The sequence below is a fragment of the Stenotrophomonas sp. Ste96 genome (assembly GCF_024519495.1).
In the GTDB taxonomy this organism is placed as follows: Bacteria; Pseudomonadota; Gammaproteobacteria; order Xanthomonadales; family Xanthomonadaceae; genus Stenotrophomonas; species Stenotrophomonas bentonitica_A.
The window spans coordinates 22,147-48,624 of the sequence record NZ_JALJRX010000011.1 but is presented as its reverse complement, the minus strand read 5'-3'; the positions used below and the strand labels follow the sequence as shown (position 1 = coordinate 48,624).

Below are 26,478 nucleotides of genomic sequence, written 5' to 3'. Positions count from 1 at the left end.
CTACAAATCTAGCTGGTCGGCCGTGCGCCTTCTCCCCTCAGATGGGAGAAGAACCTAAAAAAAGCCGCCGCGTACTTTGCAAAGGGGTAAGAGCAAAGTACGCCTTCATGAAGCAACACGCAGATGAGTTCGGCCTCGCGGCGATGTGTCGGATGCTTGGCGTCCATCGCAGTGGCTACTACGCCTGGCTAAAAGAGCCGGCAAGCGCTCGCGACAAGGACGATCAGCGGTTGCTCGGCCTAATCAAGCACAGCTGGCTGGAAAGCGGCTCTGTGTATGGCCACCGCAAAGTGACCACAGATCTGCGCGAGCTTGGCGAGACGTGTAGTCGTCATCGCGTGGCACGCTTGATGAAGAGCGAGGGGCTGCGGGCAATGGTCGGCTACGGTCGGCGACCACGCCCATTGAGCGGCCCTGTTGGATCAGTCGCCAAGAACGTTCTGGCTCGCGGCTTCAAAGTCAGTGAGCCAAATCGCGCGTGGGTCACGGACATCACCTACATCCGCACGTACGACGGCTTCCTGTACTTGGCGGTGGTGCTTGATCTGTTTTCGCGTCAGGTCGTTGGATGGGCAACCCGACCAACTCAACATACGGACCTGGTTTTGCAGGCGCTATTGGCCGCAGTGTGGCGGCGCAAGCCAAGCCCCGGGCTTCTGCTTCACTCCGGCCAGGGAACCCAGTTCACCAGCGAAGACTGGCAGAGCTTCCTGCGCGAGCACGACATCGTGTGCAGCATGAGTCGACGAGGAAACTGCCATGACAACGCAGCGATGGAGAGCTTCTTCCAGCTACTGAAGCGGGAGCGTATTAAGCGGAGGATCTACAGCAATCACGACGAGGCACGGGCCGACGTCTTCCAGTACATCGAGATGTTCTACAACCCAAAACGGCGGCACAGTTCCAACGACGGGCTGTCCCCGGTAGAGTTCGAGAAGCAGTACGCACTAAACGGCTGACGACTGTCTACAAAATCCTGGGCGATTCACCGCCCCTAATTTGGCGGAACTACGCATTACTTGCCCCGAATTCTTCTGGAGCTCGTTGGTCGCAGGACCTCCAAGTAGCTGCCTTGCTGTGGGCCAGCTTTCAGATGCAGCCATATCGCCCGCAGAGTTCAGCCATAGAGCCCTCAGCCTACGTTAGATCGGGTGCCTTTCCGGATAAATTTCCTGCAAGTTCTTCCGATTTGGGGGCTAAAATTGTAGTGCGACATCGTCTTGGTCTTCCTAGTGGGCAATGCAATGAATTCCCTGTCTACCTTGCAACAGATGAGCATCGTCGCAGGCGTCTTGGTGGCGCTTGTTGTTTCCATTACCGTGGCAGCAGTCTGGCTGGCCAACCGCCAAAACGCAGCATACGATCGAGAACTGGCAGGAGGGAAATGCCCTTGTTGCGGCAAACCGCTGGATGCCTGACGTTCAAGCGACGTTTCCCCCACAGGTTGCCTTAGTAGAGCGTGTGGCATCCTTGTGGGAGCTGTTCATTTACCAGGCAGGCATTCTATGCGCGGGCATATACCTTCGGAAACATCTGCCTTCGCTCAGGCCAGATCGAACGCCGCGCGGGATTGGCTCGATATGGCGGCGTTCGAAGCGATACTGAGCCCGAGTGCCGTCCAGGGCCGCACCCTGACGCAGTGCCTGCAATCTGGGAGCGTTCTGGGCGTGTGGATTGGGGAACTGAAGCTGTTTCTCTTTCCTCCATGGCAGCTGGACTCTACTGGGATGCCTTTGCCAGTGCTCTCGGAGGTACTGTCGCTACTGCGTGGCCCATATGGCGTTTCAGCCGGCGGCCCGACGTCAGGTTGGGAGGAAATCGAATGGCTGATCGCTCCGCATGCTCGATTGTGCGGAGGCAGTCCAGCAGAGGCTCTTGCCCTACATCCAGCGCTCGTGCTGGAGGCGGCGAAGCAAGATTTTTCCTCCTGGAGCGATGACGCACGCTGGTAGGCTCGCGGGAACTCAACTGCCAGCTAACCCGGAATCGCGACGTTTCCCCCATGCATATGGAGAAAGCAGCTGAGGGTTCGAGGATAACCCTGCTTCTTCAGGCCTGGCTGCGAAGACCTTTCATCGCGGATGCCTTGATGACGTCTCTTTGCTGGAGTAGGATCGGCCAAGGCAGGGAAACGCTTTTAAGATCAATGCGTTACTTCGCATAACGTCGCTTATGTAAAACCGCGGCGTGGCCGGTGCGGTGAGCCTGGCGTCTGAATGGCTGCGTCCTCGATTGGTGTCTTGCTCGCGTTGCGGCTAGCCCGCACCGGCCGCTCCAGCCCTGATAGCCTTCACCTCCGCGAGCATGATGTACGCAGGCTTGGTAGGTCTTGAGCATCAACGCGGCACACTTGGGGGCACCGATGACGCAGCAAACGGATGACTCAGAGCGCGATCCTACTCAGGCCAAGAAGAATGCCCAGGCGAATTTCGATCGAATGCTTACTGGCATTCCGATGGAAATCCAAGACAGAGAAGCCAGCTTGGCCAGTCGGCTGGCCGCCTTGCCTGGAAGTCCGATAAAAAAGCTGCGCACCTTGCACAAGGAAATGGAGATCCTGTCAGCGGCGATGGCTCCTTATGTCGCATGCAGTGCGGGCTGCTCGGCATGTTGCCACTACCCGGTGCACCTTTATCCCGTTGAGGCCGAGCTTATTGAGAAGCGCTCCTCGCATTCTCGGTTGCCGAAGCCGCTTCCTAGTGCCGACTTCCATGGTTCGCCCTGCCCCTTCCTTATCCAGGAACAATGCTCGATTTACGAGGACCGTCCAATGGTCTGCCGCCAGCATGTTGCGTTGACCAACACGGCGTACTGGTGCGATCCGGCCAGATCGGATGAAATCACTTTGCCGATGGCCCATCTCTCCAAAGTTCAAGAAGCTTTTCATGAGCTCGTAGCAAAGGATGGCCGCACGACCCCCATGGACATCAGACAGATCTTTTCAGTACCCGGCGAAAGCTCCTAGGTATGGAAGTTCCTGAGAACTTGTCTGGACAGTGCCCTTTCAAGCGAGATATGCGCGTAACGGGAATGTCAGGACTGATGGAGCCGCGCTTCTTGTGTCCGCCCACCGTAGCCATAGGCCGAGGCGCGCGCATCGTGGACATGGACATAGCTTGTCGGGTGCACGGGGCCTAACAGGCGCTCAAAGCAAGCGAATACCTCGGCAAGATACTCTGCCTTCTCTGCTTTGGTGTTGGTCTCATCCGTCACGATGATCTCCAGCGAGAAGCTTGAGACGCCAATCTCGCTCAGCGTCTTTCCTCCGATCAGCCAATCTTCAGGCCGGACATACGTGATGATTGTCGCGATCAGGTCCGCCTTCTTTCCTAAAATCCGGCTGGTCAGATCGCTTACCAGGGCAGATATCTCCGCGGTCAGCGCCGGAGAACTAGATGCAGAGACTTTGATGTTGATCAGAGGCATGAAGGGGCTCGTGTTAAGCCGAGAGGCTAGTTGATGGCGATGACCACTTTGCCGATGGGCCTTCCATGTTCCATGCGCGCAAACGCGTCAGCAGCTTTAGCGAAAGGAAAGATGGTGTCGATAACTGGCACGATGGCGTGCTCGTCGATGAAGCGGATAAGCGCTTGGGTCATTTTCTTGGAACCCACTACCACTCCGGTGAGCGACTTTCCGCCGATCAGTGAGAATGGATCGATGCTCAATGCAAATCCGCCAGCGACGCCACCGATGGTCACGACTTGGCCGCCGGGGCGCAGACTTCGCAGCGAGCGAGCAATCGTGCCGGCGCCACCGATGTCCATCACCAGATCTACGCCGCCGGTCGTGCGGAGCACCGTTTCGTCCCAGTTGGGATCGGTGTTGTAGTTGATGGCAGCTTGTGCCCCCAATGCCACCATGTGCTCGATGCCCTCCTCCCTCCCAGAGAGCACCGTGACGCGCAAGCCGGCTGCCAACGCCAACTGGACCGCCCATGTAGACACGCCGCCGGTGCCCTGAATCAGCACATGAGCATCGTCGGGCAACGCACCCAGCTCAAACAACGCGTGCCAGGCCGTGACCCCTGCGCACGCGATCGTAGAAGCTTGCTCCCATGACAGAGTGCGTGGCGCGTGCACCAATGCGCTTTGGTCGACCACCAAATGTGTCGTCAGCACACCGTCGATGTTGCCACCCAGCGACAGGGACAGCGTTTGGTCACTGGGAGATCCATCAATCCACAGCGGGAAGAAGATGGGAAGTGCGGCATCACCGATAGAGAAGTCGGTGACTGCAGGACCGACAGCTACTACTTGTCCGGCGGCGTCCGACAGTGGGATCCGGGCTTCACCGGCACCCATCTGACCGTGAGCAACGAGTAAGTCACGGTAGTTGAGCGAGGCGGCCTTGACGGCCAGTAACACCTGGTTCTCACCCAAGGACGAGGGCGGAACCTCGATTCTGTGGAGACTTTGTGGACCCTGTCCACGGGTGACACGGTAGGCGTGCATGAGGCTCATTCGGCGAGTCAGGTGATAGGGGGCGATCGAGATGACGCAAGGGCACAACGCATCTTTAGCGCTACTAATGATGAATGTGGGCCGGATAGCCGATCGCGCTGAGTGCTTGCTTTATCAGCTCAAGCGGACGGCGGGTTTCGAGGCTGATACGGCGTTGGTCCAGCATGAACTGCGCCCGCATCGAAGGATCTACGCTCATCAACGCACGTCGAATGGGTGCCACACATGCGCTGCAAACCATGGCCGGGATATGTAGTCGATGCATGCGTTGCTGCTCCAACCAGCAGGGATAGCCAGCGTCAGGCTTCCTACTGTGGGAACGTCAATGCCCGTTCGTCGGACTCGCCAAATCGTCCAGAATCGGACATTCCGGACGGTTGTCGCCATGGCATCGACTGGCCAGATCGCGCAGCGTTCGCTGCATGGCCTGCATCTCGGTAATCTTGACCTGCAGATCGTCGATGTGGCCCTGGGCCAGTTTCTTGACCTGGGCGCTGGCTCGCCGGTCATCGCTCCACAAGCCCAAGAGCGACTGGATCTGTTTGATGGAGAATCCCAGGTTGCGGGCACGACGAATAAACCGAAGCCTGTGCACATCGGCATCGGTGTAAAGGCGATAGCCAGCAAAGGTGCGACTGGCCGGAGGGATCAGATCGATCCCTTCATAGTGGCGAATCATCTTGGCGCTGACCTCGCTGAGCGCGGCGGCCTCGCCGATGTTATGCAATCCGGCTTCGCGCGCATCGGCCAGTTCGGGCCGCAGTACCTTGGAACTGCGTCTGGTTGCCATCATGCCTCTCCCACATCGATCTTGGTTGGCTGCCAACGGCGCAACAGCAGCGTGTTGGCAATCACGCTCACACTGGACAAGGCCATCGCTGCGCCGGCGATGACCGGATCAAGCAAGCCCAGGGCCGCCAGAGGGATCCCGACCACGTTGTAACCGAAAGCCCAGAACAGGTTCTGATGGATCTTGCGGGTCGTGCGGCGGGAAATGTCGATGGCATCGGCGATCAGGCCCGGCTCAGCGCGCATTAGGGTAACTCCAGCGGCATGCATCGCCACATCGGTACCGGTTCCCATGGCCACCCCCAGGTTGGCGGCAGCCAGTGCTGGCGCATCGTTGACCCCGTCGCCGACCATGGCCACCGGTGCCGACTGAGCCAATTCTGCGACCAAGGCAGCCTTCTGCTCAGGCAATACATTGGCGCGCACCTCGTGGATGCCTAGTACCTTGGCCACCGAGGCGGCCGCGCCGGGGTTGTCGCCAGAAATCATGACGGTGCGTAGACCCAGCGTGTGCAGCCGTTGCACAGCTGCGGCTGCACCCAGACGCGGCGGATCCTCAAAGGCCAGAATGCCGAGCAACTGCGGATGATCGGTGCCCTGCTCTGCCAGCCAGGACACCGTGTGGCCGGTCTGGCTGAGTAGGTCGGCCCGGGTCTGCAATGCCGTGAGCGCCACGCCATGCTCAAGCATCATGCGGGTGCTGCCCAGCAACAGGTTCCTGCCATCCACCGTGCCGGTGATGCCGCGGCCAGGCACCGCCTGCACGTCGCGTGCGAGCGGAATGGCGCGCTGGCCCATCACGCTCAGTACGGCCTTGGCCAAGGGATGCTCGCTGCCTTGCTGCAGGGCCGCCGCCAACGGCAACAGATCGGCCGCGTGGCCACGGGTGGCAATTTCTTCGGCCAGTACCGGACGTCCTTGGGTCAACGTGCCTGTTTTGTCGAAGGCCACCACCTTGACGGTACGTGCCACTTCCAGCGCCTCGGCATCCTTGACCAGAATGCCCGCTCGGGCAGCCACGCCGGTGCCAGCCATGATCGCCGTTGGGGTCGCCAACCCCAGCGCACACGGGCATGCGATCACCAGCACCGCTACCGCGCTCAGGATCGCCTGGTTCCAATCTCCCGTTCCCAGACCCCAGCCGAGCAGCGTGAGCAAAGCCAGGCCAATCACCACCGGCACGAAGATTGCGCTCACCCGATCCACGGTTCGCTGGATAGGTGCCTTCTTGGCCTGTGCATCCTCCACGAGGCGAATGATCCGAGACAAGGCGGTCTCGGCGCCGATGGCCAGTGTGCGCACCAGGATGCGGCCTTCGCCATTGATGGCCCCACCGGTAACGCGATCGCCCTCCCCGCGCGCCACGGGCATGGACTCTCCCGTGATCAGGGACTCATCCACGTGCGTGCGGCCCTCCGCGATCACGCCATCCACAGGGATGCGCTCGCCTGGCCGCACACTGACGATGTCCGAAACGGCAACCTCGTGAATGGCAACCTCGCGCTCTTGCCCGTCCTGATACACGCGTGCGGTGGCTGGCCGCAGTGCTTGCAAGGCCCGGATCGCTTGCGTGGTTTGTTGCTTGGCGCGGGCCTCTAACCACTTGCCCAGCAGGATCAGGGTAATGATGACCGCCGAGGTCTCGAAGTACAGCGGGGCATCGCCGTGGTGTCCGGCATCATTGAACAAGTGATAGACACTCAGTCCATAACCGGCACTGGTCCCCAAAGCGACCAGCAGATCCATGTTGCCCGTGCCGGCGCGCAGGGCGTGCCATCCGGCGCGATAAAAGCGCGCACCGATCCAGAACTGCACCGGCGTTGCGAGCAAAAACTGCAGCCAGCCCGGTAGCATCCAGTGCTGACCTGCGACCCATCCCAGCATCGGGACGACCAATGGCAGGGACAGGGCTGCAGCGATCAGCAGTTTGAGGGTGTCACCACTGAGCGCCTGGCGCGCCGGCGCTGTATCGGCGTTGCCTGCCGGGGTCTGCGGTTCGATCGCGCGGTAGCCCGCTGCGCTGACCGCGGCAACCAGGGATGCGACCTCCACCAGTGACGTGGTCGTTATGCGCGCGCGCTCGGTGGCCAGATTGACCGACACCTCCATTACGCCCGGCACAGCGCGCAGCGCACGCTCTACCCGTGCCACACAGGAAGCGCAGGTCATCCCTTCGATGATCAGATCCCGCTCCTGGCTGGCAACCTCATAACCGGCCTGCTTCACCGCAGCGATCAAGGCGGGCAACGCGGCCGCCGGTGCGGTTACCTCGGCCACTTCGGTTGCCAGATTGATCTACGCATCACTCACGCCGGCAACGGAGCGCAAGCTGCGCTCTACCCGGCCAACACACGAGGCGCATGTCATGCCGGCGACACTGAAGCGATGGGTGTCCGCAGGCGCCGGCCGCGGCGAGGTGAGCGTTATGTCCATGGAGTAAGGGCCAGTAGGAGCGAGCAGGTAGCCTGGGCCTTCCCATGATGGGAAGGTCAACAGCGCACGGCGGACCAGCACTTAACTGGCCTGCCGTTTGACCTTCCCACCGTGGGAAGGCTCATCGTGACGCTGTCGGCAAACCGCCGATGCTTTTTGGAGGGTTGTCCATGAATCTCGTTGTTGAAGGTATGACCTGTGGTCACTGTGTCCGGACGGTCACCCAAGCCATTCAGGCCGTTGACCCCCACGCCCAGGTGGACGTCGATCTGGGCAGCGGCGTGGTCAAGATCGTGGGCCTGCTTGCCGTAGAACAGGCGGTGGAGGCCATCCAGCGGCAAGGCTATGTCATCGCCGCCGTGCTCCCTTCCGAGGCCGATACGCCGGCCGCCCCGGCCGCATCCTCTTGCTGCGGCGGATGCCACCGCTGAGGCCGTGGGAGGGCTTGATCCTGATCAATGCCAGTCGGCCCCAAGAGGGCTAGACTGGCCATCATGAGAGCTCGCACGTCCCCTGCCCTGATCCGCCCAGCGTCCGCAGGCGCTGCTTCGGGCGTGCGGGAGCTGTCATGGTGAAGCTGCTCAGGCGATGGCGGCGTCCCCGTCCTCGTGCCCGACTGGCATGGCTGGGATTGTGGGCGCTTCTTTTGCAGCAGCTGGCGCTGGTGGCCTACGCCTGTCCGCTGGAATCGGTGGAAGCCGGACAGGCGACTCTGATGGCCGGTTGCGAAGAGATGTCTGCGCCGGATCCCGATGCTCCGGCGTTGTGCGACCAGCATTGCCAGCGCGATCACATCGCCACGGCCGATGCGAAGGCCCCTCAAGTGCCTTACCAGCCGGCGCTGGCCGCCTTCGCGCTGGTACAGGCTCTGTTGCCACCGGTACACGCGCAGTTCTATCGGGACGTTCCGGTGTGCGTGTCCGATCCGCCTCCCCTGCAGCGCTTCTGTAGCCTGCTGATTTAAGCCCCCCTCCTGGATTGACCCGTGCTCGTGCTGCATGCGTTGCAGCGCGCTCGTTGTCGTTTGTCCGGAGGTCTTATGGAGATGTCTTTCTTCTTGCGTGCAAAGCGCAGGATTGCGTGTGGGTTGGTGTTCGCCCTAGCGCTCACTGGTCCTGTGGTGGCGGCAACGCCCGCCATGCCGATCAGCTACACCGAAGCCCTACAGCGGGCGGTTGCTAACGCCCCTACCCTGCAGGTACGCCGATCACAGATCGATGCCAGTACCGAGGAAGCCGCCCGTGCCGGCACGCTGCCCGATCCACGTCTGATCGTGGGGCTGGCCAACTGGCCCGTCAGCGGACCGGATGCCTTCAGCCTGCGGGCCGATGAGATGACCACCCAGCAAGTCGGGCTGATGCAGGAGTTTCCTGCGCGTGCGAAACGACGTGCCGAGCAAGCGCTGGCGCAAGCGACGCTGGCACAAGCGCGCTCGCTGTCGTTGGCCGAACAGCAGATGGTGGCCCAAGCAGCCGCGCAGGCCTGGATCGAGCTGTGGAGTACGCAGCAAGCCGTAGATGCGTTGGAAGGTTTGCGCGAGCCGGCACGCATCGCCGAGCGTGCGGCGCGTGCGCGCTTGGCAGGCGGCACGGCCGGGGCCAGCGACGTGCTTGCCGCCCAGGCCGCGCTACTGCAGTTGGATGATCGCCTCGAACAGATACATGCGGAGCACGCCGCGGCACAGGCCGGTCTGGCGCGATGGTTGGGTATCTCACCTGAAACGGTACGGGCCAGCGGTCCGGCCCCGGATTTTTCGCGGTTGCCACTTGAGCCCACCCAATTGCTGGCCAAGCTGGACCAACATGCGCCCCTACTGGGCTGGGAGGCGCGTCAGGACGTTGCCCAGGCCAAGGTGGATGCCGCCGTGGCCCAGACCCGTCCGGATTGGAGTGTGGAGCTCACCTACGGACGTCGCGAGCGCGCGCCCGACGGCATGCCGCGCAGCGACATGCTCATGGTGGAAGTGGGCGTGGGCTTGCCGCTGTTCCAGAAGAACCGCCAAGCACGAGGCATCGCGGCACGACGGGCCGAGCTGGAGGCGGTGTCCGCAGAGCGCGATGAGGCCCGACGCATCCAAGCCGAGTCGGTACACCGCGCGATGGCGCGATGGCGCGGGCTAGCCGGCCAGTTGGAGCGCCAGAACGCGCAGAGCCTGCCATTGGCGCGCGATCGCGCACGCACGGCGTTGGCCGCCTACAGCGCCGGTGCCGACCTGCAGCCGTGGCTGGAAGCGCGGCGCGATGAGATCGAACTGCAACTGGAAAACGCCCGTCTGCTGGGCGAACAGGGCCGTGCCTGGGCGGCATTGGCCTATCTGCTGCCCCATGAGGAGAACACGCCATGAACCCGACCAAGACGCGTCTCACACAGCTCGCCGTGGCCCTCGGGTTGCTGGCGCTCGGCTTTGCCGGCGGGTACGCCTGGATGACCCGAAGCTCTGATACGCCCCCGTCCACCGGCACGAACGGCGCGGGTCAAGCGCGCAAGGTGCTGTACTGGTACGACCCCATGGCGCCGGAGCAGCGATTCGACAAGCCGGGCAAATCTCCTTTCATGGATATGGAGTTGCTGCCCAAATACGAAGATGAGGCCATGGGGGACGGAACGCAGATCGATCCGCGCCTGCAGCAGAACGTCGGCATCCGTACGCAAGAAGTGACGGTAGAGTCACTAGGGACTGCTGTACGCGTGCCCGGCACGCTGACATGGGATCTGACCCAGGAAACTGTGGTCAGTGCGCGCATGGAGGGCTTGATCACCCACGTGCAGGTAAAGGCGCCCTTTACCGAGGTTCGTCGTGGTCAAGCGCTGGCCACCGTGCAAGCCCCGGCATGGAACGCCGCCATCGCCGAAGCCCATGCCTTGAGCCAAGCTCAGTCCGCGAGCGCGCGTGAGCTACAGGGTGCCGCGCAACAACGGTTGCGTTCGTTGGGCGTTCCTTCTGGCGCCTCGGCCCGCAACGGCGTCGTGCTTGGCGCAGACCACAGTGGTGTGGTGACCGAGATCCTGGTACGCGAAGGGCAGACGGTGATGCCTGGTACGCCACTGTTTAAGATCAATGGACTGGACACGCTGTGGCTGGAGGCCTCGGTGCCCCAGGCAGCGCTGGGCACCTTGCGGCCGGGGACCTCAGTGCAGGCCACGGTCAGTGCGTGGCCGGCAGAGCGCTTTGCCGGACAGATCCAGGCGTTGCTTCCCCAGGTCGACATGGCCAGTCGCACGCAGCGAGCGCGTATCGTGCTGCGCAATCCACAGCGTCGGCTGGTGCCGGGCATGTTCGCCGAGGTGCTGGTGCAGCCCGATACCGAGCAGGCCTTGCCGGTCGTTCCCACGGAGGCGCTGATTGCCACCGGGCGGGACAGCCGAGTCATCGTGCAGGATCCGGATGGGAGCTTCCGGCCAGTACGGGTGAGTGCCGGACGTAGCGTGCAAGGGCGCACGCAGATCGTGACCGGCTTGGCCGGTGGTGAACGCGTGGTGGTCTCCGGTCAGTTCCTGCTCGACTCCGAAGCCAGTCTCTCCGGTGCGTTGGAGCGCCTGGGCGCTGCACAACCCACCGGCCCTGCCAGCGCATCAGGTGAACACGAGCGCCATGACGCTGGTCACGATGCGCGCACGGTCGTCCCAACACCGCCCAGGCAGCCTGCGCCTGTCGCGCCAGAGGCCTCCAACTCCACGCCGCCGCGCTGCCCGGTGCAGTACTGGTATGACCCGATGGTGCCGGAGAAGCATTTCGACAAGCCGGGCAAGTCACCGTTCATGGATATGCAACTGGTACCCAAGTTCGGCTCGGCCGCAGCCGCAGATTGCCAGGCAAGCGAGGTCATGCCCGAAGCGATGGAGGGCACGCCATGATTGCGCGCCTTATCCATGCTTGCATCGCCAACCGTGTGCTGGTGCTGGTTGCCGCTGCGCTGCTGGCGGTGGTCGGCATCTGGTCGGTAAAGAACACGCCGTTGGATGCGCTGCCGGACCTGTCGGATACCCAAGTCATCATCCGCACGCAATGGGCCGGGCAAACCCCGCGCATCATCGAAGACCAGGTCACCTACCCGCTGGCCACCACAATGCTGTCCGTGCCCGGCGTGAAGGCGGTGCGCGGCTTTTCCTTCTTTGGTGATTCGTTCGTCTACATCTTGTTTGACGATGCCACTGATCTGTACTGGGCTCGCTCTCGGGTACTGGAGTATTTGAGCCAGGTGCGCGATCGACTTCCGCCGAACGTGAATCCAGCGCTGGGTCCTGATGCGACAGGACTGGGCTGGATCTATCAGTACGCCCTGGTGGATCGGACCGGTCAACGCGATGTGGGGCAACTGCGTGCGTTGCAGGACTGGTTTCTTCGTTATGAGCTCAAGACCGTGCCGGACGTGGCTGAAGTAGCCAGTGTGGGCGGTGCGGTGCGCGCCTGGCAGATCCAGCCCGATCCGCAGGCGTTGGCGGCCCGCGGACTGACGGTGGCCGAGCTCATCGAGGCGGTGGATGCGGCTAACGGCGCTACCGGGGGCTCGGTGATCGAACAAGGCGAAGCCGAACTGATGGTGCGCAGCGAAGGCTACCTGCGCACACAGGAGGCATTCGAGCAGGTGCCGGTGAACGGCAACGACGGCATCCCCGTCTTGCTCGGCGAGGTGGCCACGATCAGTCGCGGCCCGACTTTCCGCCGTGGTATCGCCGAGTTGGATGGTCAAGGTGAGGTGGCCGGCGGCGTGATCGTCCTGCGCACCGGCAAGGATGCCTTGGGAGCTATTCAGAACGTCAAGGCGCGACTACAGGCGTTGCAGTCCAGCTTGCCCGAGGGCGTGGAAGTGGTTCCGGTGTACGACCGCTCCGAGCTCATCCAGGACGCAGTGCGCAATCTCACTCACAAGCTAGGCGAGGAGTTCCTGGTCGTAGCGCTGGTGTGCCTGCTGTTTCTGTGGCATCTACGCTCGGCGCTGGTGGCCGTCATCACCCTGCCCTTGGGCATCCTGGCGGCCTTCATCGTGATGCACGCCCAGGGCATCTCCGCCAACTTGCTATCGCTAGGTGGCATCGCCATCGCCATTGGTGCGATGGTCGATGCAGCGGTGGTGATGATCGAAAATGCACACAAGCACCTGGAGCACTGGCGCGAGGCGCACGGCCGGGAACCCCAAGGTGAGGAGCGCTGGCAGTTGATGGCCCGCTCGGCGGCCGAGGTTGGACCGGCCCTGTTCGCCAGCTTGTTGGTCATCACCCTGTCCTTCGTACCGGTCTTTGCCCTGCAGGCGCAGGAAGGGCGATTGTTCTCGCCCCTGGCCTACACCAAGACCTATGCGATGGCGGCCGCAGCAGGGTTGTCGGTGACCTTGATCCCCGTCCTGATGGGCTACCTGATCCGCGGCCGCATCCGCCCGGAACAGCAGAACCCCATCAATCGCATCCTGATCGCCGGCTACCGGCCCATCCTGCTCTGGGTCCTCAAACATCCCGGTGTCACCTTGCTGCTCAGTGGCATGCTGCTGGTGCTCACGTTGATCCCCTTCAGCCGGCTGGGCAGTGAGTTCATGCCGCCCTTGGAAGAAGGCAGCCTGTTGTACATGCCCACGGCCCTGCCAGGCCTGTCCGCTGACAAGGCGCGCCAGTTGCTTCAGCTCTCGGGCCGGATGATCAAGACCGTACCGGAGGTCGAGCACGTGTTCGGCAAGGCCGGCCGTGCCGAAAGTGCGACCGATCCGGCACCTATCGAGATGTTCGAGACCACCGTGACCTTCAAGCCGCGGGATCAATGGCGCCCGGGCATGACCCCTCAAAAGCTACGCCAGGAGTTGGACGCAGCGGTCAAGATTCCCGGTCTGACCAACCTATGGGTCCCGCCCATTCGCAATCGCATCGACATGTTGGCCACCGGCATCAAAAGCCCGATTGGGATCAAGGTCTCCGGGCCGGATGTGGAGCAGATCGAGCGCCTGAGCCAGCAGATCGAGCAGGTGGCCAAGACCGTGCCCGGCGTGAGTTCGGCACTGGCCGAACGCGTCACCGGCGGGCGCTATGTCGATGTTCGGGTGCGCCCGGAAATCGCTGCACGTTATGGGTTCACTCAAGGCCAACTCCAGCAACTGATTGCCACGGTCGTTGGCGGCGATCCAATAGGGGAAACGATCGAGGGGCGCGAGCGCTATCCCATCATCTTGCGCTACCCCCGTGGCCAGCGTGACTCGTTGCAGGCTTTGCAGGATCTGCCGCTGATCGCGCCAGGCGGCGTGCAACTGACCTTGAGCCAGGTGGCGGAGCTTTCGGTCAGTCCAGGCCCGCCAATGCTCAAGAGCGATAACGGCCGGTTGGTGGGCTATATCTATGTGGATGTGGCCGATCGCGACCTGGGATCGGTGGTCCAGGCCCTGCAAGCCGCAGTGCAGTCCCAGGTGAGCTTGCCTGCCGGCCACGGGGTGGCTTGGTCAGGGCAGTACGAGTACCTGCAACGGGCATTGGCGCGCCTGCAATGGGTCGTGCCCGCGGCCTTGGCGATCATCTTCCTGGTCATATGGATGGTGTTTCGCCGGCTCAGCGATGTATCCATCATCCTGCTCAGCTTGCCCTTGGCATTGGTCGGCGGTTTCTGGTTGATCTGGGGGTTGGGCCATGCGATCTCGGTGGCCAGCATGATCGGATTCATCGCCTTGGGCGGCGTAGCGGCTGAGTTCGGCGTCATCATGCTGCTGTACCTGCGTCATGCCTGGGAGCAGCGCTTGGCCAGCGGTGCGCCGGAAGATGTGTCTACCCTGCAAGAGGCTATCTACGAAGGCGCCGTGCAACGGGTGCGCCCGAAGGCGATGACGGTAGCCGTCATCCTAGCCGGGTTGTTTCCGCTTTTCGTCGGTGCCGGTGCCGGCTCGGAGGTCATGCAACGTATCGCCGCGCCGATGCTGGGTGGCATGCTCACCGCACCGGTGCTCTCTATGGTGGTGATTCCCGCAGCGTTCTATCTAGTGCGGCGACGTGGATTGCGCGCGGCGCGGGGCGACCAATGAGAGACAGACTGAGCACTTGAGGTAAGTCCCCACAAAAAGACGCCAGTCATGGAAGAAGTCATGACTGGCGTCAAAGGGGAGAGTACCGCCTACATGCTTACTTATCAGTGCCCGGCGTGCGGGGAAATCTCAAAGCTCAGCGACGCCCGATCCGACACAAAATCCAAACCCTTTTGTGTAGAGGGCACAATGTGATTGGTGTGGATGTACCAGGTCTTGGCGGTGGTCACCTGGAAACTGGCTTGGCCTTGGGCATCGGTGCGCAGGAGCGTAGCGCTACCGTGCCCACCCTTGACCGGTGCGTCAGCACGATGACCGACGTACACGCGTAGGTTGGGCACTGGCGTGCCCTGCTGCAGCACCTGGAACGACAGCTGTTCGCCGACCTTCACGCTTCCAGGATTGCGGGCCAAGCGGATCTCCAGCGGATAGCCCAGCGAGGCAGCGAAATCGTCGGTCAGTTTTGTGCCCACCTGTCCAATGGTACGAGCATGCTTGGTATAGCTATAGGTGACCCCTTTGGGAAACTTGCTCGCATCATAGGTGGCCAGGGTATCGGGCAAGTCTTCCAACTCCAGGTACTTGCCGAACTCGCTGGCCGTACGCGTGCTGGTGGAGGCCATCGTCGAGACCCCCAGCAGATAGGTGCCCTCGCCCGCCGGATGCACGGTGAGCTGGCTCTGCTTGCCGACCTCTTTCCAACTGGCCAAGTCCGGTGCAGCCTTAGCGCCGCCCTGACTCAGCGAAACGTCCTGTAGACGCGCTCGGGTGACTGCACCTGCACTTTCATCGAAGGTGCCATTGTTCACCAACGCTGTGTTCGCCTCGCCCGCTGCGGTGCCAGGCTTGGAGAAAGCGACAAACAGGTCGTGCGCACCGGCACTGCCGGCCACAGCGAACAGCAGTAGTGTGGCGGATAGTTGCGTGTTTCTCATGATGTGTAGCTCCTCGTGATCGTGGCTTACCAGTGGTAACCAAAGCGGACATTCCAGCGACGACCCAGCAAGTCGTACGTCATGGTGTCGGTGTCGGTGTTGGGGTTGTTCTTCACGAACGGCGCCTTCTTATCGAGCACTTTTTCAACGCCGGCGGAGATATCCCACTTCTTCTTGATGCCGTAGCTCAGTTGCAGGCTGTGGTACACCACGCTGGACACATGCGAGCCGATCGTGTCGGGCACGGCGATGATGTCGTCCGCGCTGCCGATGTACTGCGCCGAATAGACGCCGGTCCAACGGTTCTTGCCCATACGCAGTGAGCCCAAGCCACGCCACTGGGTGTAGCTACCCAAGCCGCTGGTGATCTTGCCGGCGTACTCAATGGTGGTGGCCCCGGGCGTGAGCGCCCCCAACCCACGCGGGGTGAGTCTGGAGGTCCTGGAAGCCCTGCTGGATCTGGTCATGGCCTCGGGCAAGGTACGTGTGGTCGACGTGGCGGAACTGTGTCCGCCCCTGGATCCGGATCAAGCCACCGCACGTGTGGCCGCGCGTTTGATCCACCGAATGGTCAGTGCGCAGGCTCAGTGAAGTGATATCGGCTGGCAAAAGGCAGTGAGCTAATGGGAACGCTCAGCCAGCAACTGCTTCATTTGCGCGATCTCCTGTGTCTGCGAGGTAATAATGTCCTGGCAGAGCTTCACCAACTCAGGATCCTTCAGACGATTCTCCTCACACATCAGGATGGCGCCAGCGTGGTGGGGAATCATCGAACGGATGAACTGTTTGTCAGTGACCGCTGCTTGAGTGCGAATGCCCCACCAGCAGAACAGCATGAACGCCACCGTCAGACCAGCCAGAATCAGATTGCGTCGGCGATCGGGGTACATGCTGGACATTAGCCACAGCTCGATCAGCAGCATGGGAGCGGCCATCAGGCCCGCCATGTAGAACTGGTTCACGTTGTTATAGACGTTAGCCCACTGATCGACCATTGCGTACATCAATGCGTACATGGCCACGAAAGACAGGCCCATCATCAACAACAGGCGGCCGTAATGGCCTTGATGCCCTTGTTGTGCCTGGTGGGCAGGTTGGTGTGAGGCGTGCGGTTTTGCGTGCTGGGACTGCGGGTCTTGCGCGTTTTCGTGCGTACCGTGCGAAGAGGACATAACAATCTCCGTGGGAATGGCAGAACGGCGGAAGAACCCGCGAACTGTTGGAACAGCTCCCGGGCTGAGAACACTTACATACCCTTGCCGGCAGCGAATTCCTGCGGGCTCAGCTTGCCATCTTTGTTGCTATCGAGCATGCCAAAGTGCGGCGCCAGCTTGTGCTTGGCCAGTTCTTCCTTGGACAGCGAGCCGTCCTTGTTGGCATCGAGCTTGGTGAAATCGGCATCGGCCGCCGCCGGCTTGTGCTGACCGTGGTCGGTGGTGGGCGTGGTGGTCTGGCCGCCGGCGAAGGCCGCGCCCGCCATCAGGAATAAGGCCATCATCGAGAGGGAGGCATAACGCTTCATTGCAGTACTCCTTGTGGGATATGAGCCATCAGTGACAGGAATGGCCGCGCGCAGGCTCATCGGCGCGGTCAGGGTGGGGGGTGGCAACAACGGTGGAGCCGGACAAACGCAGGGCATTGGTGACCACCGAAACCGAGCTCAGGCTCATGGCCAGGGCCGCCATCATCGGACTGAGCAAAAGGCCGAAGCTGGGATACAGCAAGCCGGCGGCGATAGGCACGCCGATGGCGTTGTAGACGAAGGCGAAGCCCAGGTTCTGCTTCATATTGGCCACCGTCAAAGACGAGATGGCACGGGCTTGCACGATGCGCCTCAAATCACCCTTGACCAGGGTGAGCTGGGCGCTGGACATGGCCACATCCGTGCCCGTCCCCATCGCGATGCCCACATCGGCTGCCGCCAGGGCCGGCGCATCGTTGATGCCATCGCCAGCCATGGCCACGCGACGACCCTGGGCTTTGAGTTGCTGGACCAGGTCGGCCTTGTCCTGCGGCTTGACGCCACCACGCACATCCTCGATGCCCAGCGTGCGCCCCACGGCCTCGGCCGTCGCCTGTGCGTCACCGGAGGCCATCACCACGTGCAGGCCATCGGCACGTAGCAGGTTCAAGGCAGGCAAGGTCGTGGCTTTGATGGGATCAGCCACCGCAATGGCGCCGGCCAACCGACCATTGACCGCCAGGAACATCACGCTAGCGCCTTCTTTCCGAAGACGCTCGGCGCTGCTTTGCAAAGGTGCTACATCGGCGCCAACCGACGCCATCAGGCTTTGGTTGCCGAGCACGACATCCTGATCGGACACGCGCCCGCGGACGCCTTGGCCGGTGAGCGAATCAAAATCTTGGGCGGCCACCAGGTTCAAGCCACGTCGCTGGGCTTCAGCCACGATGGCCTCGGCCAAGGGGTGCTCACTGCCCTGCTCCAAGCTGCCGGCCAAACAAAGGATCTGATCGGCGTCGAAGCCGGCGTTGGAGAGCGTGTCGCGAAAGGCTGGACGCCCCTCGGTCAACGTACCGGTCTTGTCCACGATCAACGTGTCGATCAGACGTAGCTGCTCGATCGCCTGAGCATCGCGGAACAGGACCCCGACCTGCGCAGCGCGGCCAGTGGCGACCATGATCGACATGGGGGTAGCCAAACCCAAGGCACACGGGCAAGCAATGATCAGAACCGATACGGCATTGAGGACGGCAAAGGTCCAGGACGGTTCGGGTCCAAACAGACCCCATCCGAAGAACGTGAGCACCGCCGTGGCCAGCACGGCCAGGACAAACCAGTACGCCACCTTGTCCGCCATACGCTGCATCGGCGCGCGGGAGCGCTGGGCTTGGGCTACCAACTGCACAATCTGCGCCAGTACCGTCCCGGATCCGACTTTGTCCGCCCGGATGACTAAGGCGCCCGTCCCGTTGAGCGTGGCGCCTATAACGTGATCACCGACAGCCTTCTCCACCGGAATGGGTTCACCGGTCAGCATCGACTCATCGACACTGGCGCGGCCTTCGATGACTTCCCCATCGACCGGCACCTTCTCGCCCGGTCGTACGCGAAGCAGATCACCCACGTGCACGTGATCCAGCGCAACGTCCTCTTCGCCCCCATCGGGTTTGACGCGGCGAGCCGTCTTGGGCGCCAATCCCAGCAGGGACTTGATGGCCGCCGAGGTTTTGGAACGCGCCCGCAGTTCCAGCAGCTGTCCGAGCAGGGTGAGCGAGACGATGACCGCTGCCGCCTCGAAGTAGACCCCTACCCGTCCATGCTCGCGGAAAGAGTCCGGAAACAGGTCCGGTGCCACGGTGGCCACCACGCTGTAGCCAAACGCGGCGGCCACGCCGATGCCGATCAGCGTCCACATGTTGGGGCTGCGATTGCCGATGGACTGTAGGCAGCGCTCAAAGAAAGGCCACCCCGCCCAGAGCACCACCGGGGCGCTCAGCACGAGCTCAATCCAGGTGCGCGCCTGCGTGGACAAGCCGGGCAGACGGTGTCCCAGCATGGCCAAGACCAGGACGATCAACGTCAAAGGCAACGTCCACCAGAACCTTCGGGTGAAATCGCGTAACTCTGGATTGTCGTCCTCCTCCAGCGAGGGCATCTCCGGCTCCAGCGCCATGCCGCAGATCGGACAGGTGCCGGGACCTGGCTGACGAATCTGCGGATGCATCGGGCAGGTGTAGACCGTGGCGTGGGTACCGCTGGGTTGGGCCACCGCTGCTGGGGCGGTCACTTCAACTTGCTGGGGAGCATCGTCCGTATAGCGGACGGGATTGGTGATGACCCGTCCATCCGCAGCCTCGACAGGGGCTGCGCCTGCAGAATGGTGATGGTCATGGGACGACGGTGAGTTCATGCCGATGCTCGCTTTAGTGGGGATGGACTGCCAAGGCAGTGTGCCATTGCGGGTTACACAGCTATTCGGGGCTGAGCGTCCCGAGCACTGAAACAACAATCAGGATCAAGATGGCCAGCGCGGCCTCAGCCGTAACACTCTGCCGCAAAGCCCGCACCTCCTGCGCGGGATCTCCGCTGGTCAGCGCTCGTTCCAAGCGCGGCACCAGCGTCCATCGGTGCAGCGCTCCCAAACCCAGCATTCCAGCGAACAGGGCCAGTTTGAAAAGCAGCAACTTCCCGTAGGTGCTCTGGAACAGGGCCGAAAACGACCACGCGGTGAGATCCCCGTAGTGCGCGATGCCGGACACGATGAGCGCACCAACGAAGATCGTTCCCAGCGTCGAAAAACCATGCAGAAAGTCATGCGTTGATCGCAGACGCCCGCTGCCGTTCGTCTCTTTGCCGCGCAGCAGCATGGCAAGGAACATCAGGACCGCTGCGATCCAGCCGCCTGCCGCGAGAAGATGGACGATGCCTGCAGCAAGCCGGACCGCGCCTGCCAAGCCCTCGCCAGCGGCGGCGTGGCCGTTCCATGCCAGCGAAGCGAGTGCGCCGCCCGCCAGCATCGCCCCCAGCGGGAAGGCGGTCTCCACCTTCCCGCGGCGACGATGCCATCCGAGCACGAACATCAGGGCGACCAGCAGCGCGCCTCTCGCCATGGCTGCCCGGCCCGCGGACGTCTCGAGCAGATACCAGCCAAGCGATGCGCGATCAACCTCGGCAAGCGGCATTCCCATGATGCCCGCGGTCTTGAAGACGACATCGAGCCCGGTGAGCACGAGACCGGCTACGGCACCCGCCAATAGAACGCCCATGAGTGACCACCCGGCCAAGGCGTCGGCGAGTGCCGATCGACGCGACCCGTACCAACCGAAGAGTGGAACCCCGAAAAGAACCATGATGACAAGGTATTCCAAGAATCTCAGTGCATAAGCCGACAGGTCGAACATTCGCGACTCCTCAGCGCACCGTGAAGCTGAAGCTGCCCGGCATGGGGTGGTTGTCACCACCGACGGCGCGGTATTCCACGGTATAGACGCCCGGAGCCAGCGGTCCAGGCAACTTGGCACGCAGGGTCTTGCCGTTGTTGACGATCTCGGTCGTGAAATTCTCGATCGGCATGGTGGAACTGCCGTGCTTCATGAGCAACTTGAGACGCGACGCCCGCGGAATCAATGTCTCGTTGAACACGAGATCGATCTGGCCTGGCGAGGCCACCACCGCATTTGCCGCCGGTGTGGACTGCTGCAGCGCGGCGTGGGCGTGCGCGACCTGCAGCGAAAACTGCCCGGCCGCGATTGCGAGGACGAGCGCGAAGGAGCGAATGACGTTGGACGACTTCATATGGATAAATCCTCATTGGAATGTGATGCAAAGCCCGTTCGGGAGGGGCCGCGCTGTGTTCGATGCGACAAGCGTTAGATGTCGGACTGTCACTGAAACCACGATTTGTCGGATTTTCTTGATACTTCCGCTTTCGCGAGACGAGGATCCCACCGGCTCAGGCGGGATCCTCGACGCATTACGCTGCCATGGCGCTGCAGCTTTCCGCGCAGCGGCGACAAACTTCGGCGCAGCGCGTCATCTCAGGGTCGTTCATGGCGTCGCATGCATCGGCGCACTGGCGGCAGATCTCCGCGCAGGCACCGCAAACCACGTCGTGAACGCTGGCACCGCACAGCATCGCGTCGGCACTGGTTGCGCAGGTATCGGCACACGTCGCCAACAGGGCGATGTGCTCCGGGGCCGCGTGAACACCTCCTTTGGTCAGGCAGTAGTTGATGGTCTCCAGGCAGATCGCATGGCATTGCGTGCAGTTGTCGATGCACTCGTTCATGGCCTGGGGCCGGTGTGCTGCGGAATGGTGAGTCATGTAGTTCTCCTTCTTCCTCGCGGGCGAGAATCGGCGCGCCCGCAACACCGTCCCCTGTTGCTGCGACGGATCAGTGCTGTGCGAACGGTTCAGTGGTTCCGTCGCGATGTATCAGCTCGACCGTGAACGGCTGCTGGCGTCCCTCCGGGACCTCCATGCCCGGAGAACCAAGCGGCATCCCTGGGAGGACCAGGCCGCGTGCGTTCGGCTTTTCTTCGAGGAGACGCTTGATGTCCGCGGCCGGAACGTGGCCTTCGATGACGTATCCGCCGATCTCGGCCGTGTGGCAGGAGCCCTTTGCATAGGGGACACCCAACCGCTCCTTGACCAGACCCAGGTCATCCATGTCGTGCACATCCACGGTGAATCCCGCCTTCTGCACGTGGTCGATCCAGACACCGCAGCACCCGCAGGTCGGGGTCTTGTGGACGGTCATGCGTGGCAGGGCTGCTGGAGTCGCGTCGGCTGATTGGACGACAACCTGTGCGGAGGGCGAGGTTGTGGGTTGCGCGGATGAAGCATCCTGGGTGCAAGCACCCAGACCAGCCACGGCAAGGACCACAAAAGTCAGACGGTGCAATGTGAGCGTAGTCATTTCAATCTCTCGACTCAGCGCTTGGTCCGCGAGGACCAGTGGATGTGGACGATCCGCCAGCCGTCCGCGGTCTCCTTCAGCACCATCGTCTCGTCGCTCTGGACGGTCAGTGGCTGGCCGTCCTTCTGGGCATGCAACTCGCTTTCGGTTCCGACCCACGCGAACTCGCCAGCGGCTCGTGCGCGCTGACGGAGCAGCTGGCGATGGGCGCCCTTGAGGAACGCCGCATCGCTGACTGCGTGATGGCCCATGTATTCCTCGCGGCTGCGTTCGGCGCCCCCGGACTCGAGGATGAGAACGTCGGCAGCGAGCAGGGCTTCGACCGTGGCCAGATCGCCGCTAGACAGGGCCCTGTTGAAACGCTCCGCTACGGCGACCGCGGCCTCTGCAGTGACTGGGACGTCGACGTCCGCAGATGCCGCGGCAGCGGGGTGATGTGCGTGCGGCTGTGTCGCCTGCGCCATTGCGGGGGACACGACGGCCAGTGCCAGTGCGAGGGTGAACGAGATTGCTGTTGCGTTCATTGCGTGGGCTCCAAGAAGATCAATGGGGGTGCGCATGGCCGTCATCGGCCACGGGCGTGTGTGGTGCAGGGTGCGACTCCACCTTGCCGTCGGGATGGCCGTGGCTCACCAACCCGACTTCCGTGTCGCTGGGTGTCGGGCCGTGGTGATCGTCGTCCACGCCCGGCGGGTGCGCATGCGGCATGGAGTTGTTGCCCGGCTCGAATAAGGCAGGGTGATCCTCGGCCTTTTCGTCGTCATGGTGGCCTTGCGTCTCGCCGCCGCCATGCGAATGGCCCTCGCTGCTGTCGACAAGTTCCTTGTACGCAGTCGCGTCCAGCGTGGGCAACTTCTGCAGGAAGGCCGACATGTTCCATATGAACTCATCGTCCATGCTGCCGCCCCAAGCGGGCATGCCGCTGGCCTTGATGCCGTGCTTGATCACCCAGAACGCCTCAGCTGGAGCGACCGGCTGTTTGCTTAGGTTCGGTGGCGCGGGGTACAGGCCCTTGCTCATCTCGGTGGCCGCCGCGTCTGGTGAAAGATGGCAGGTCACGCACATGGCGTTGTAGTTGCCCGCACCCTGGCGGATACGCTCAGGATCATCAAGGTTCGTGGGTAGCTGAAGCTTGGCGGCGCGCACCTCAATGGAACGCTCGCGCGCCGTTTCAAGTAGCGCATACACCGGGCGACTATGCGGATCGTCGGCGGCCACGTTGTACACGCCCAGAGAGAGCGTGGCGGTTGCGACCACCGCAACCAATGCCACGCCGGCACCGAGCCATACCCACATCTTTTTGTTGGATTTCATTGTCAGTTCCCCTTAGAACCAGGTACGAAGGCCGATGACCAAGCGCGTGTCTTCAAAGGACTCGCCATGCTCGCGTCGCATGTCTGCGGTATTGCCAAACGCGCGCTCGTACACCACGCCGATGTAGGGAGCGAACTTTCGGGTGAACTCATAGCGAAGTCGTAGCCCCGCCTCAGCGGCACTCAGACCCGAACCTATCCCGCGCAATGGATCGTTCTTGCCATAGGCGGTGACTTCCACCAGCGGCTGCAAGATCAGCCGGTTGGTTAGCAGCAATTCGTACTCGGCCTCGACATTGGCGGCAGTCTGGCCCCCTTCGCCGAGATAGGCTGTGGCGGACACTTCGAACTTCATCGGCGCCAAGCCCTGTACACCGATAGCGGCGAAGTTCTGCGATGCCCCAGGCTTGAAGTCATGACGCACACCGGCCACCACATCCCACCACGTGGAGATACTGCGGCCGTAAAGCACTTCCAGATCAGCCGACTCGGTCTGACCATCCGTGCGTTCGCCTTCACTGCGGAGCCAGACGCGATTGAGGTCCGTACCGATCCAGCCCTGGCCCTCCCAGCCCAGCCCGGTGCCCGGATCGGCATCCCAGGTTTCCAGGCGATTGAGCAGCACGTAGCTCTTGATCGAGTTGTCATGCACCGGATGCGCGTGTTCCGGCGCGATGGCCGCCTTGCGATCCGCGTCCGTCACCGCGGGAATCGGGGTGCGCGGCTGCGTTGGCGCTGCAGGCCCGTGTCCCATCTGACTGTGGTCCATGCCCTCCATCGATTGCATTCCCGCTTCTGGTGTAGCGGGCGCGGGCGAATCATGGCCCATCTGCGAATGGTCCATCCCCTGCATCGCAGGCGTGGCCGTGCCGGAGGTGTCGGCTGCAGCGGGCTGTGCCATCTGACTGTGATCCATGCCCTGCATCGACTGCGCCTGCGCTGTGGGCGCCGCAGGTGTGCTCGCGGGCGAGCCGTGCCCCATCTGCGAATGGTCCATGCCCTGCATGGCAGGCTCGGCTGCGTTAGCCTGCGGCTCGGCGTGGCCCATCGCCGCATGATCGATCGTCGCTTCGCTCGTCTTGGCCGGTGTTGCAGGCTTTTGGGCTGGCGCAGGTTTTGATGTCGGTGCCTGATGTGCAGAGTGATCCTGAGTCTGGGTCTGCGCGCCCTGCTCCATCTGCATGGAGCCGTGCTGCATAGATTGGGCGCTGGCCGCATTGGCCAGGGCCAGCGAGATAGCCGTCAGCGCAGTCAGGGTGGTATCGCGTCTATTGATGTTCATTCGTCGACCCTCACCGTGCGCATCATTCCGGCTTCCATGTGATAAAGCAGGTGGCAATGGAACGCCCAGCTGCCCAACGCATCGGCACGCACGCGATACGTGCGTCGGCTACCTGGCGGCATATCCACCGTGTGCTTGCGCACCATGAAGTTGCCGTTGTCGTCCTCCACGTCACTCCACATGCCGTGCAAATGGATGGGATGGGTCATCATCGTGTCGTTAACCAATACGATGCGCATACGCTCGCCGTAGTTCAGCCGCAGCGGCTCGACATCGGAAAACTTCTGACCGTTGAAGCCCCAGGAGAATTTCTCCATGTGTCCGGTCAGATGCAGCTCGATCTCGCGACCGGGGTCGCGTCCGTCAGGGTCTTCAAAGGTGCTCTTGAGCATGGAATACGTCAGCACATGACGGCCGTTATCGCGCAGGCCATTGCCCGGATCATCCAAGCGCGAACTCACACTCATGGCTTGGTTGTCCAACAGGGGATTGTTGGTCTCGCTAGCAGGGTGTGATTGCATGCCCCCGTGCTGCATGCCTGCCATGGCACCATCGCCGGCGGCGGGCATCGCATGGCCTGCATGGGCCGAGGTCGCGTTACCGCTGACAGGTGGGGTCATGCCAGGCATGCCCATGGCCGCACCACAGCCGCCTTCCATGCCCTTGCTGCCGCCAGACATATCCATCGACCCATGATCCATGCCCATGTCTGCCATCGTCAGCAGCGGCCGGGGATCCACAGACGGAACGGGCGCGCGTAATCCTTCGCGCACAGCGAGCGTGCCGCTGATGTAGCCGGTGCGACCGGAGTCTTGGGCAAAGATGGTGAATGCGTCCTGCCCGGAGGGCTCCACGATCACATCGAAGGTTTCTGCTACCGCGATGCGGAACTCGTCGACGGAAACCGGATGGACATACAAGCCATCTGCCGCCACCACGGTCATCTTCAGCCCCGGAATACGCACATCGAAGTACGTCATGGCAGAGCCATTGATGAAACGCAGGCGCACCTTCTCGCCACTGCGGAACAAACCGGTCCAGTTGCCCAGTGAGGTCGTGCCGTTCATCAGGTAGGTGTAGGTGTTGGCGTTGACGTCGGACAGGTCCGTGGGCGTCATCCGCATCACGCCCCACATCTTGCGATCTTCCAACGTGGCCGACAGGCCGTTGCGCTTCACATCGCGCGCAAAATCGCCGACCGTGCGCTTGTAGTAATTGTCATGGCCCGGCATCTTCTTCAAACGATCGAACAGGGCCGTCGGGTCCAGGTCTGTCCAATCGCTCAGCATCACGACGTAGTCGCGATCGAAACTGAAGGGCTCCGGCTCCAATGGGTCGATGACGATCGGGCCATAGAGCCCGGCTTGTTCCTGGAACCCTGAGTGGCTGTGGTACCAGTAGGTTCCGCCCTGATGCAGGGTGAACCGGTAGTGGTAGGTCTCACCACGTCCGATACCGTCAAAGCTCAGACCCGGCACGCCGTCCATGTTGGCCGGCAAAATGATGCCGTGCCAATGGATGGAGGTGTCCGCGCCATGGATGGAGTTAGCGGGCAATGCATTAGAGACGCGCAAGTTGACCGTGGTGCCTTCCCGCCACCGCAGCAACGGCGCCGGAACGGACCCGTTGACCGTGATCGCGGTGCGGGTCTTGCCGGTGAAGTTCATCGGCGTCTCGCCAATGGTCAGGTCAAACTCAGTGCCCGATAGTACGTTGGGTTGTCCCGGCCCCTTGAGCGCCCAACTGGCTTTGGGCCAGAAACCTAATCCTGCGACTGCGCCTCCCAAGGCCAAGCCTTGGACAAATCGCCGCCGCGAAGGCAGCAGCGGTCCACCGCGTGGACCACGAAAATCATCATGCGACATGAAAATGCTCCAAGCGTCGTGTTGC

General features: G+C 62.3%; 28 protein-coding genes. 9 read left to right on the top strand and 19 right to left on the bottom strand.

Going from position 1 to position 26,478, the window contains the following annotated elements:
- The 3 genes from OC373_RS17900 to OC373_RS17890 form a co-directional block, all read left to right on the top strand.
- Nucleotides 1-959: IS3 family transposase (locus OC373_RS17900; RefSeq protein WP_261998205.1), on the top strand; the 959-nt coding region annotated here is incomplete at its 5' end.
- 285 nt (nt 960-1,244) lie between these two features.
- Complete coding sequence (locus tag OC373_RS17895; RefSeq protein WP_167390418.1) at nt 1,245-1,418, top strand: hypothetical protein; 174 nt, start codon at nt 1,245-1,247, stop codon at nt 1,416-1,418.
- A 911-nt stretch (nt 1,419-2,329) separates the two neighbouring features.
- Complete coding sequence (locus OC373_RS17890; RefSeq protein ID WP_127170486.1) at nt 2,330-2,965, top strand: YkgJ family cysteine cluster protein; 636 nt, start codon at nt 2,330-2,332, stop codon at nt 2,963-2,965.
- A gap of 68 nt (nt 2,966-3,033) precedes the next feature.
- Here the strand turns inward: OC373_RS17890 and OC373_RS17885 are convergent, their stop codons facing one another.
- From OC373_RS17885 to OC373_RS18890, 6 genes are all read right to left on the bottom strand, one after another.
- Nucleotides 3,034-3,426: a 4-oxalocrotonate tautomerase family protein gene (locus tag OC373_RS17885; protein WP_046932613.1), complete on the bottom strand. Its 393-nt coding sequence runs from the start codon at nt 3,424-3,426 to the stop codon at nt 3,034-3,036.
- Nucleotides 3,427-3,452: 26 nt separating this feature from the next.
- Nucleotides 3,453-4,463: an NAD(P)-dependent alcohol dehydrogenase gene (locus tag OC373_RS17880; protein ID WP_052756064.1), complete on the bottom strand. Its 1,011-nt coding sequence runs from the start codon at nt 4,461-4,463 to the stop codon at nt 3,453-3,455.
- Nucleotides 4,464-4,527: 64 nt separating this feature from the next.
- Complete coding sequence (locus tag OC373_RS17875; RefSeq protein ID WP_255419551.1) at nt 4,528-4,662, bottom strand: hypothetical protein; 135 nt, start codon at nt 4,660-4,662, stop codon at nt 4,528-4,530.
- A gap of 123 nt (nt 4,663-4,785) precedes the next feature.
- Nucleotides 4,786-5,253, bottom strand: coding sequence for a Cu(I)-responsive transcriptional regulator (cueR, locus tag OC373_RS17870; protein ID WP_080952949.1), 468 nt, complete (start codon nt 5,251-5,253; stop codon nt 4,786-4,788).
- Entirely contained in the window at nt 5,253-7,529 is a 2,277-nt protein-coding gene (locus OC373_RS17865) for a heavy metal translocating P-type ATPase (RefSeq protein WP_315985478.1), read from the bottom strand. Before OC373_RS17865 ends, cueR begins: the two co-directional genes overlap by 1 nt.
- Nucleotides 7,530-7,547: 18 nt before the next feature.
- Nucleotides 7,548-7,685 carry a heavy metal-associated domain-containing protein gene (locus OC373_RS18890; RefSeq protein WP_315985477.1) on the bottom strand — a complete coding sequence of 46 codons (138 nt, stop codon included), beginning with the start codon at nt 7,683-7,685 and terminating at the stop codon, nt 7,548-7,550.
- A 170-nt stretch (nt 7,686-7,855) separates the two neighbouring features.
- Between OC373_RS18890 and OC373_RS17860 the strand changes: the two genes are divergently transcribed.
- The 5 genes from OC373_RS17860 to OC373_RS17835 all read left to right on the top strand — a co-directional run bounded on the left by OC373_RS17860 (nt 7,856) and on the right by OC373_RS17835 (nt 14,677).
- The gene (locus OC373_RS17860) at nt 7,856-8,116 is read left to right on the top strand and encodes a heavy-metal-associated domain-containing protein (protein ID WP_046935270.1); all 261 of its coding nucleotides are present in this window, start codon (nt 7,856-7,858) and stop codon (nt 8,114-8,116) included.
- A 137-nt stretch (nt 8,117-8,253) separates the two neighbouring features.
- Nucleotides 8,254-8,649 carry a hypothetical protein gene (locus OC373_RS17855; protein WP_046932609.1) on the top strand — a complete coding sequence of 132 codons (396 nt, stop codon included), beginning with the start codon at nt 8,254-8,256 and terminating at the stop codon, nt 8,647-8,649.
- Nucleotides 8,650-8,724: 75 nt separating this feature from the next.
- The gene (locus tag OC373_RS17850) at nt 8,725-10,029 is read left to right on the top strand and encodes a TolC family protein (RefSeq protein ID WP_173426936.1); all 1,305 of its coding nucleotides are present in this window, start codon (nt 8,725-8,727) and stop codon (nt 10,027-10,029) included.
- Nucleotides 10,026-11,540 carry an efflux RND transporter periplasmic adaptor subunit gene (locus OC373_RS17845; protein ID WP_046933520.1) on the top strand — a complete coding sequence of 505 codons (1,515 nt, stop codon included), beginning with the start codon at nt 10,026-10,028 and terminating at the stop codon, nt 11,538-11,540. The genes OC373_RS17850 and OC373_RS17845 overlap by 4 nt, the downstream gene beginning before the upstream one ends.
- Complete coding sequence (locus OC373_RS17835; RefSeq protein ID WP_261998204.1) at nt 11,537-14,677, top strand: CusA/CzcA family heavy metal efflux RND transporter; 3,141 nt, start codon at nt 11,537-11,539, stop codon at nt 14,675-14,677. The genes OC373_RS17845 and OC373_RS17835 overlap by 4 nt, the downstream gene beginning before the upstream one ends.
- A 104-nt stretch (nt 14,678-14,781) precedes the next feature.
- Here OC373_RS17835 and OC373_RS17830 read toward each other — a convergent pair whose 3' ends face one another.
- Together OC373_RS17830 and OC373_RS17825 are read right to left on the bottom strand one after the other, a co-directional pair.
- Nucleotides 14,782-15,612, bottom strand: coding sequence for a DUF4198 domain-containing protein (locus OC373_RS17830; protein WP_005413408.1), 831 nt, complete (start codon nt 15,610-15,612; stop codon nt 14,782-14,784).
- Between the two features lie 26 nt (nt 15,613-15,638).
- Nucleotides 15,639-15,941 carry a TonB-dependent receptor gene (locus tag OC373_RS17825; RefSeq protein ID WP_223224793.1) on the bottom strand — a complete coding sequence of 101 codons (303 nt, stop codon included), beginning with the start codon at nt 15,939-15,941 and terminating at the stop codon, nt 15,639-15,641.
- Nucleotides 15,942-16,014: 73 nt separating this feature from the next.
- Here OC373_RS17825 and OC373_RS17820 point away from each other — a divergent pair, with 73 nt between their 5' ends.
- A complete protein-coding gene (locus OC373_RS17820; protein WP_187756563.1) occupies nt 16,015-16,203 on the top strand; it encodes an arginase family protein in 189 nt (62 codons plus the stop codon).
- A gap of 29 nt (nt 16,204-16,232) precedes the next feature.
- Here the strand turns inward: OC373_RS17820 and OC373_RS17815 are convergent, their stop codons facing one another.
- From OC373_RS17815 to OC373_RS17765, 11 genes are all read right to left on the bottom strand, one after another.
- Complete coding sequence (locus tag OC373_RS17815) at nt 16,233-16,784, bottom strand: DUF305 domain-containing protein (protein ID WP_031269107.1); 552 nt, start codon at nt 16,782-16,784, stop codon at nt 16,233-16,235.
- A 74-nt stretch (nt 16,785-16,858) separates the two neighbouring features.
- Complete coding sequence (locus OC373_RS17810) at nt 16,859-17,134, bottom strand: hypothetical protein (protein ID WP_005413412.1); 276 nt, start codon at nt 17,132-17,134, stop codon at nt 16,859-16,861.
- A gap of 28 nt (nt 17,135-17,162) precedes the next feature.
- Nucleotides 17,163-19,484, bottom strand: a complete 2,322-nt coding sequence (locus OC373_RS17805) for a copper-translocating P-type ATPase (RefSeq protein ID WP_219625521.1) — start codon at nt 19,482-19,484, stop codon at nt 17,163-17,165.
- Between the two features lie 61 nt (nt 19,485-19,545).
- Nucleotides 19,546-20,475 (bottom strand): copper homeostasis membrane protein CopD, encoded by a 930-nt coding sequence (gene copD / locus OC373_RS17800; protein WP_017354978.1) that lies wholly within the window; start codon nt 20,473-20,475, stop codon nt 19,546-19,548.
- Nucleotides 20,476-20,485: 10 nt separating this feature from the next.
- Nucleotides 20,486-20,869, bottom strand: coding sequence for a copper homeostasis periplasmic binding protein CopC (gene copC / locus OC373_RS17795; RefSeq protein ID WP_005413416.1), 384 nt, complete (start codon nt 20,867-20,869; stop codon nt 20,486-20,488).
- 178 nt (nt 20,870-21,047) lie between these two features.
- Nucleotides 21,048-21,398: a four-helix bundle copper-binding protein gene (locus OC373_RS17790; protein WP_180847676.1), complete on the bottom strand. Its 351-nt coding sequence runs from the start codon at nt 21,396-21,398 to the stop codon at nt 21,048-21,050.
- A 70-nt stretch (nt 21,399-21,468) separates the two neighbouring features.
- On the bottom strand, nt 21,469-21,834 hold the full coding sequence (locus OC373_RS17785; RefSeq protein WP_019184727.1) for a DUF411 domain-containing protein: 366 nt from the start codon (nt 21,832-21,834) through the stop codon (nt 21,469-21,471).
- 173 nt (nt 21,835-22,007) lie between these two features.
- On the bottom strand, nt 22,008-22,553 hold the full coding sequence (locus tag OC373_RS17780; protein WP_223224792.1) for a nuclear transport factor 2 family protein: 546 nt from the start codon (nt 22,551-22,553) through the stop codon (nt 22,008-22,010).
- Complete coding sequence (locus OC373_RS17775; protein WP_005413420.1) at nt 22,537-23,307, bottom strand: cytochrome c; 771 nt, start codon at nt 23,305-23,307, stop codon at nt 22,537-22,539. Before OC373_RS17775 ends, OC373_RS17780 begins: the two co-directional genes overlap by 17 nt.
- A gap of 12 nt (nt 23,308-23,319) precedes the next feature.
- Nucleotides 23,320-24,588 carry a copper-binding protein CopB gene (locus OC373_RS17770; protein ID WP_005413421.1) on the bottom strand — a complete coding sequence of 423 codons (1,269 nt, stop codon included), beginning with the start codon at nt 24,586-24,588 and terminating at the stop codon, nt 23,320-23,322.
- Complete coding sequence (locus tag OC373_RS17765) at nt 24,585-26,453, bottom strand: copper resistance system multicopper oxidase (RefSeq protein ID WP_012480217.1); 1,869 nt, start codon at nt 26,451-26,453, stop codon at nt 24,585-24,587. Before OC373_RS17765 ends, OC373_RS17770 begins: the two co-directional genes overlap by 4 nt.
- Nucleotides 26,454-26,478 lie beyond the last annotated feature (25 nt).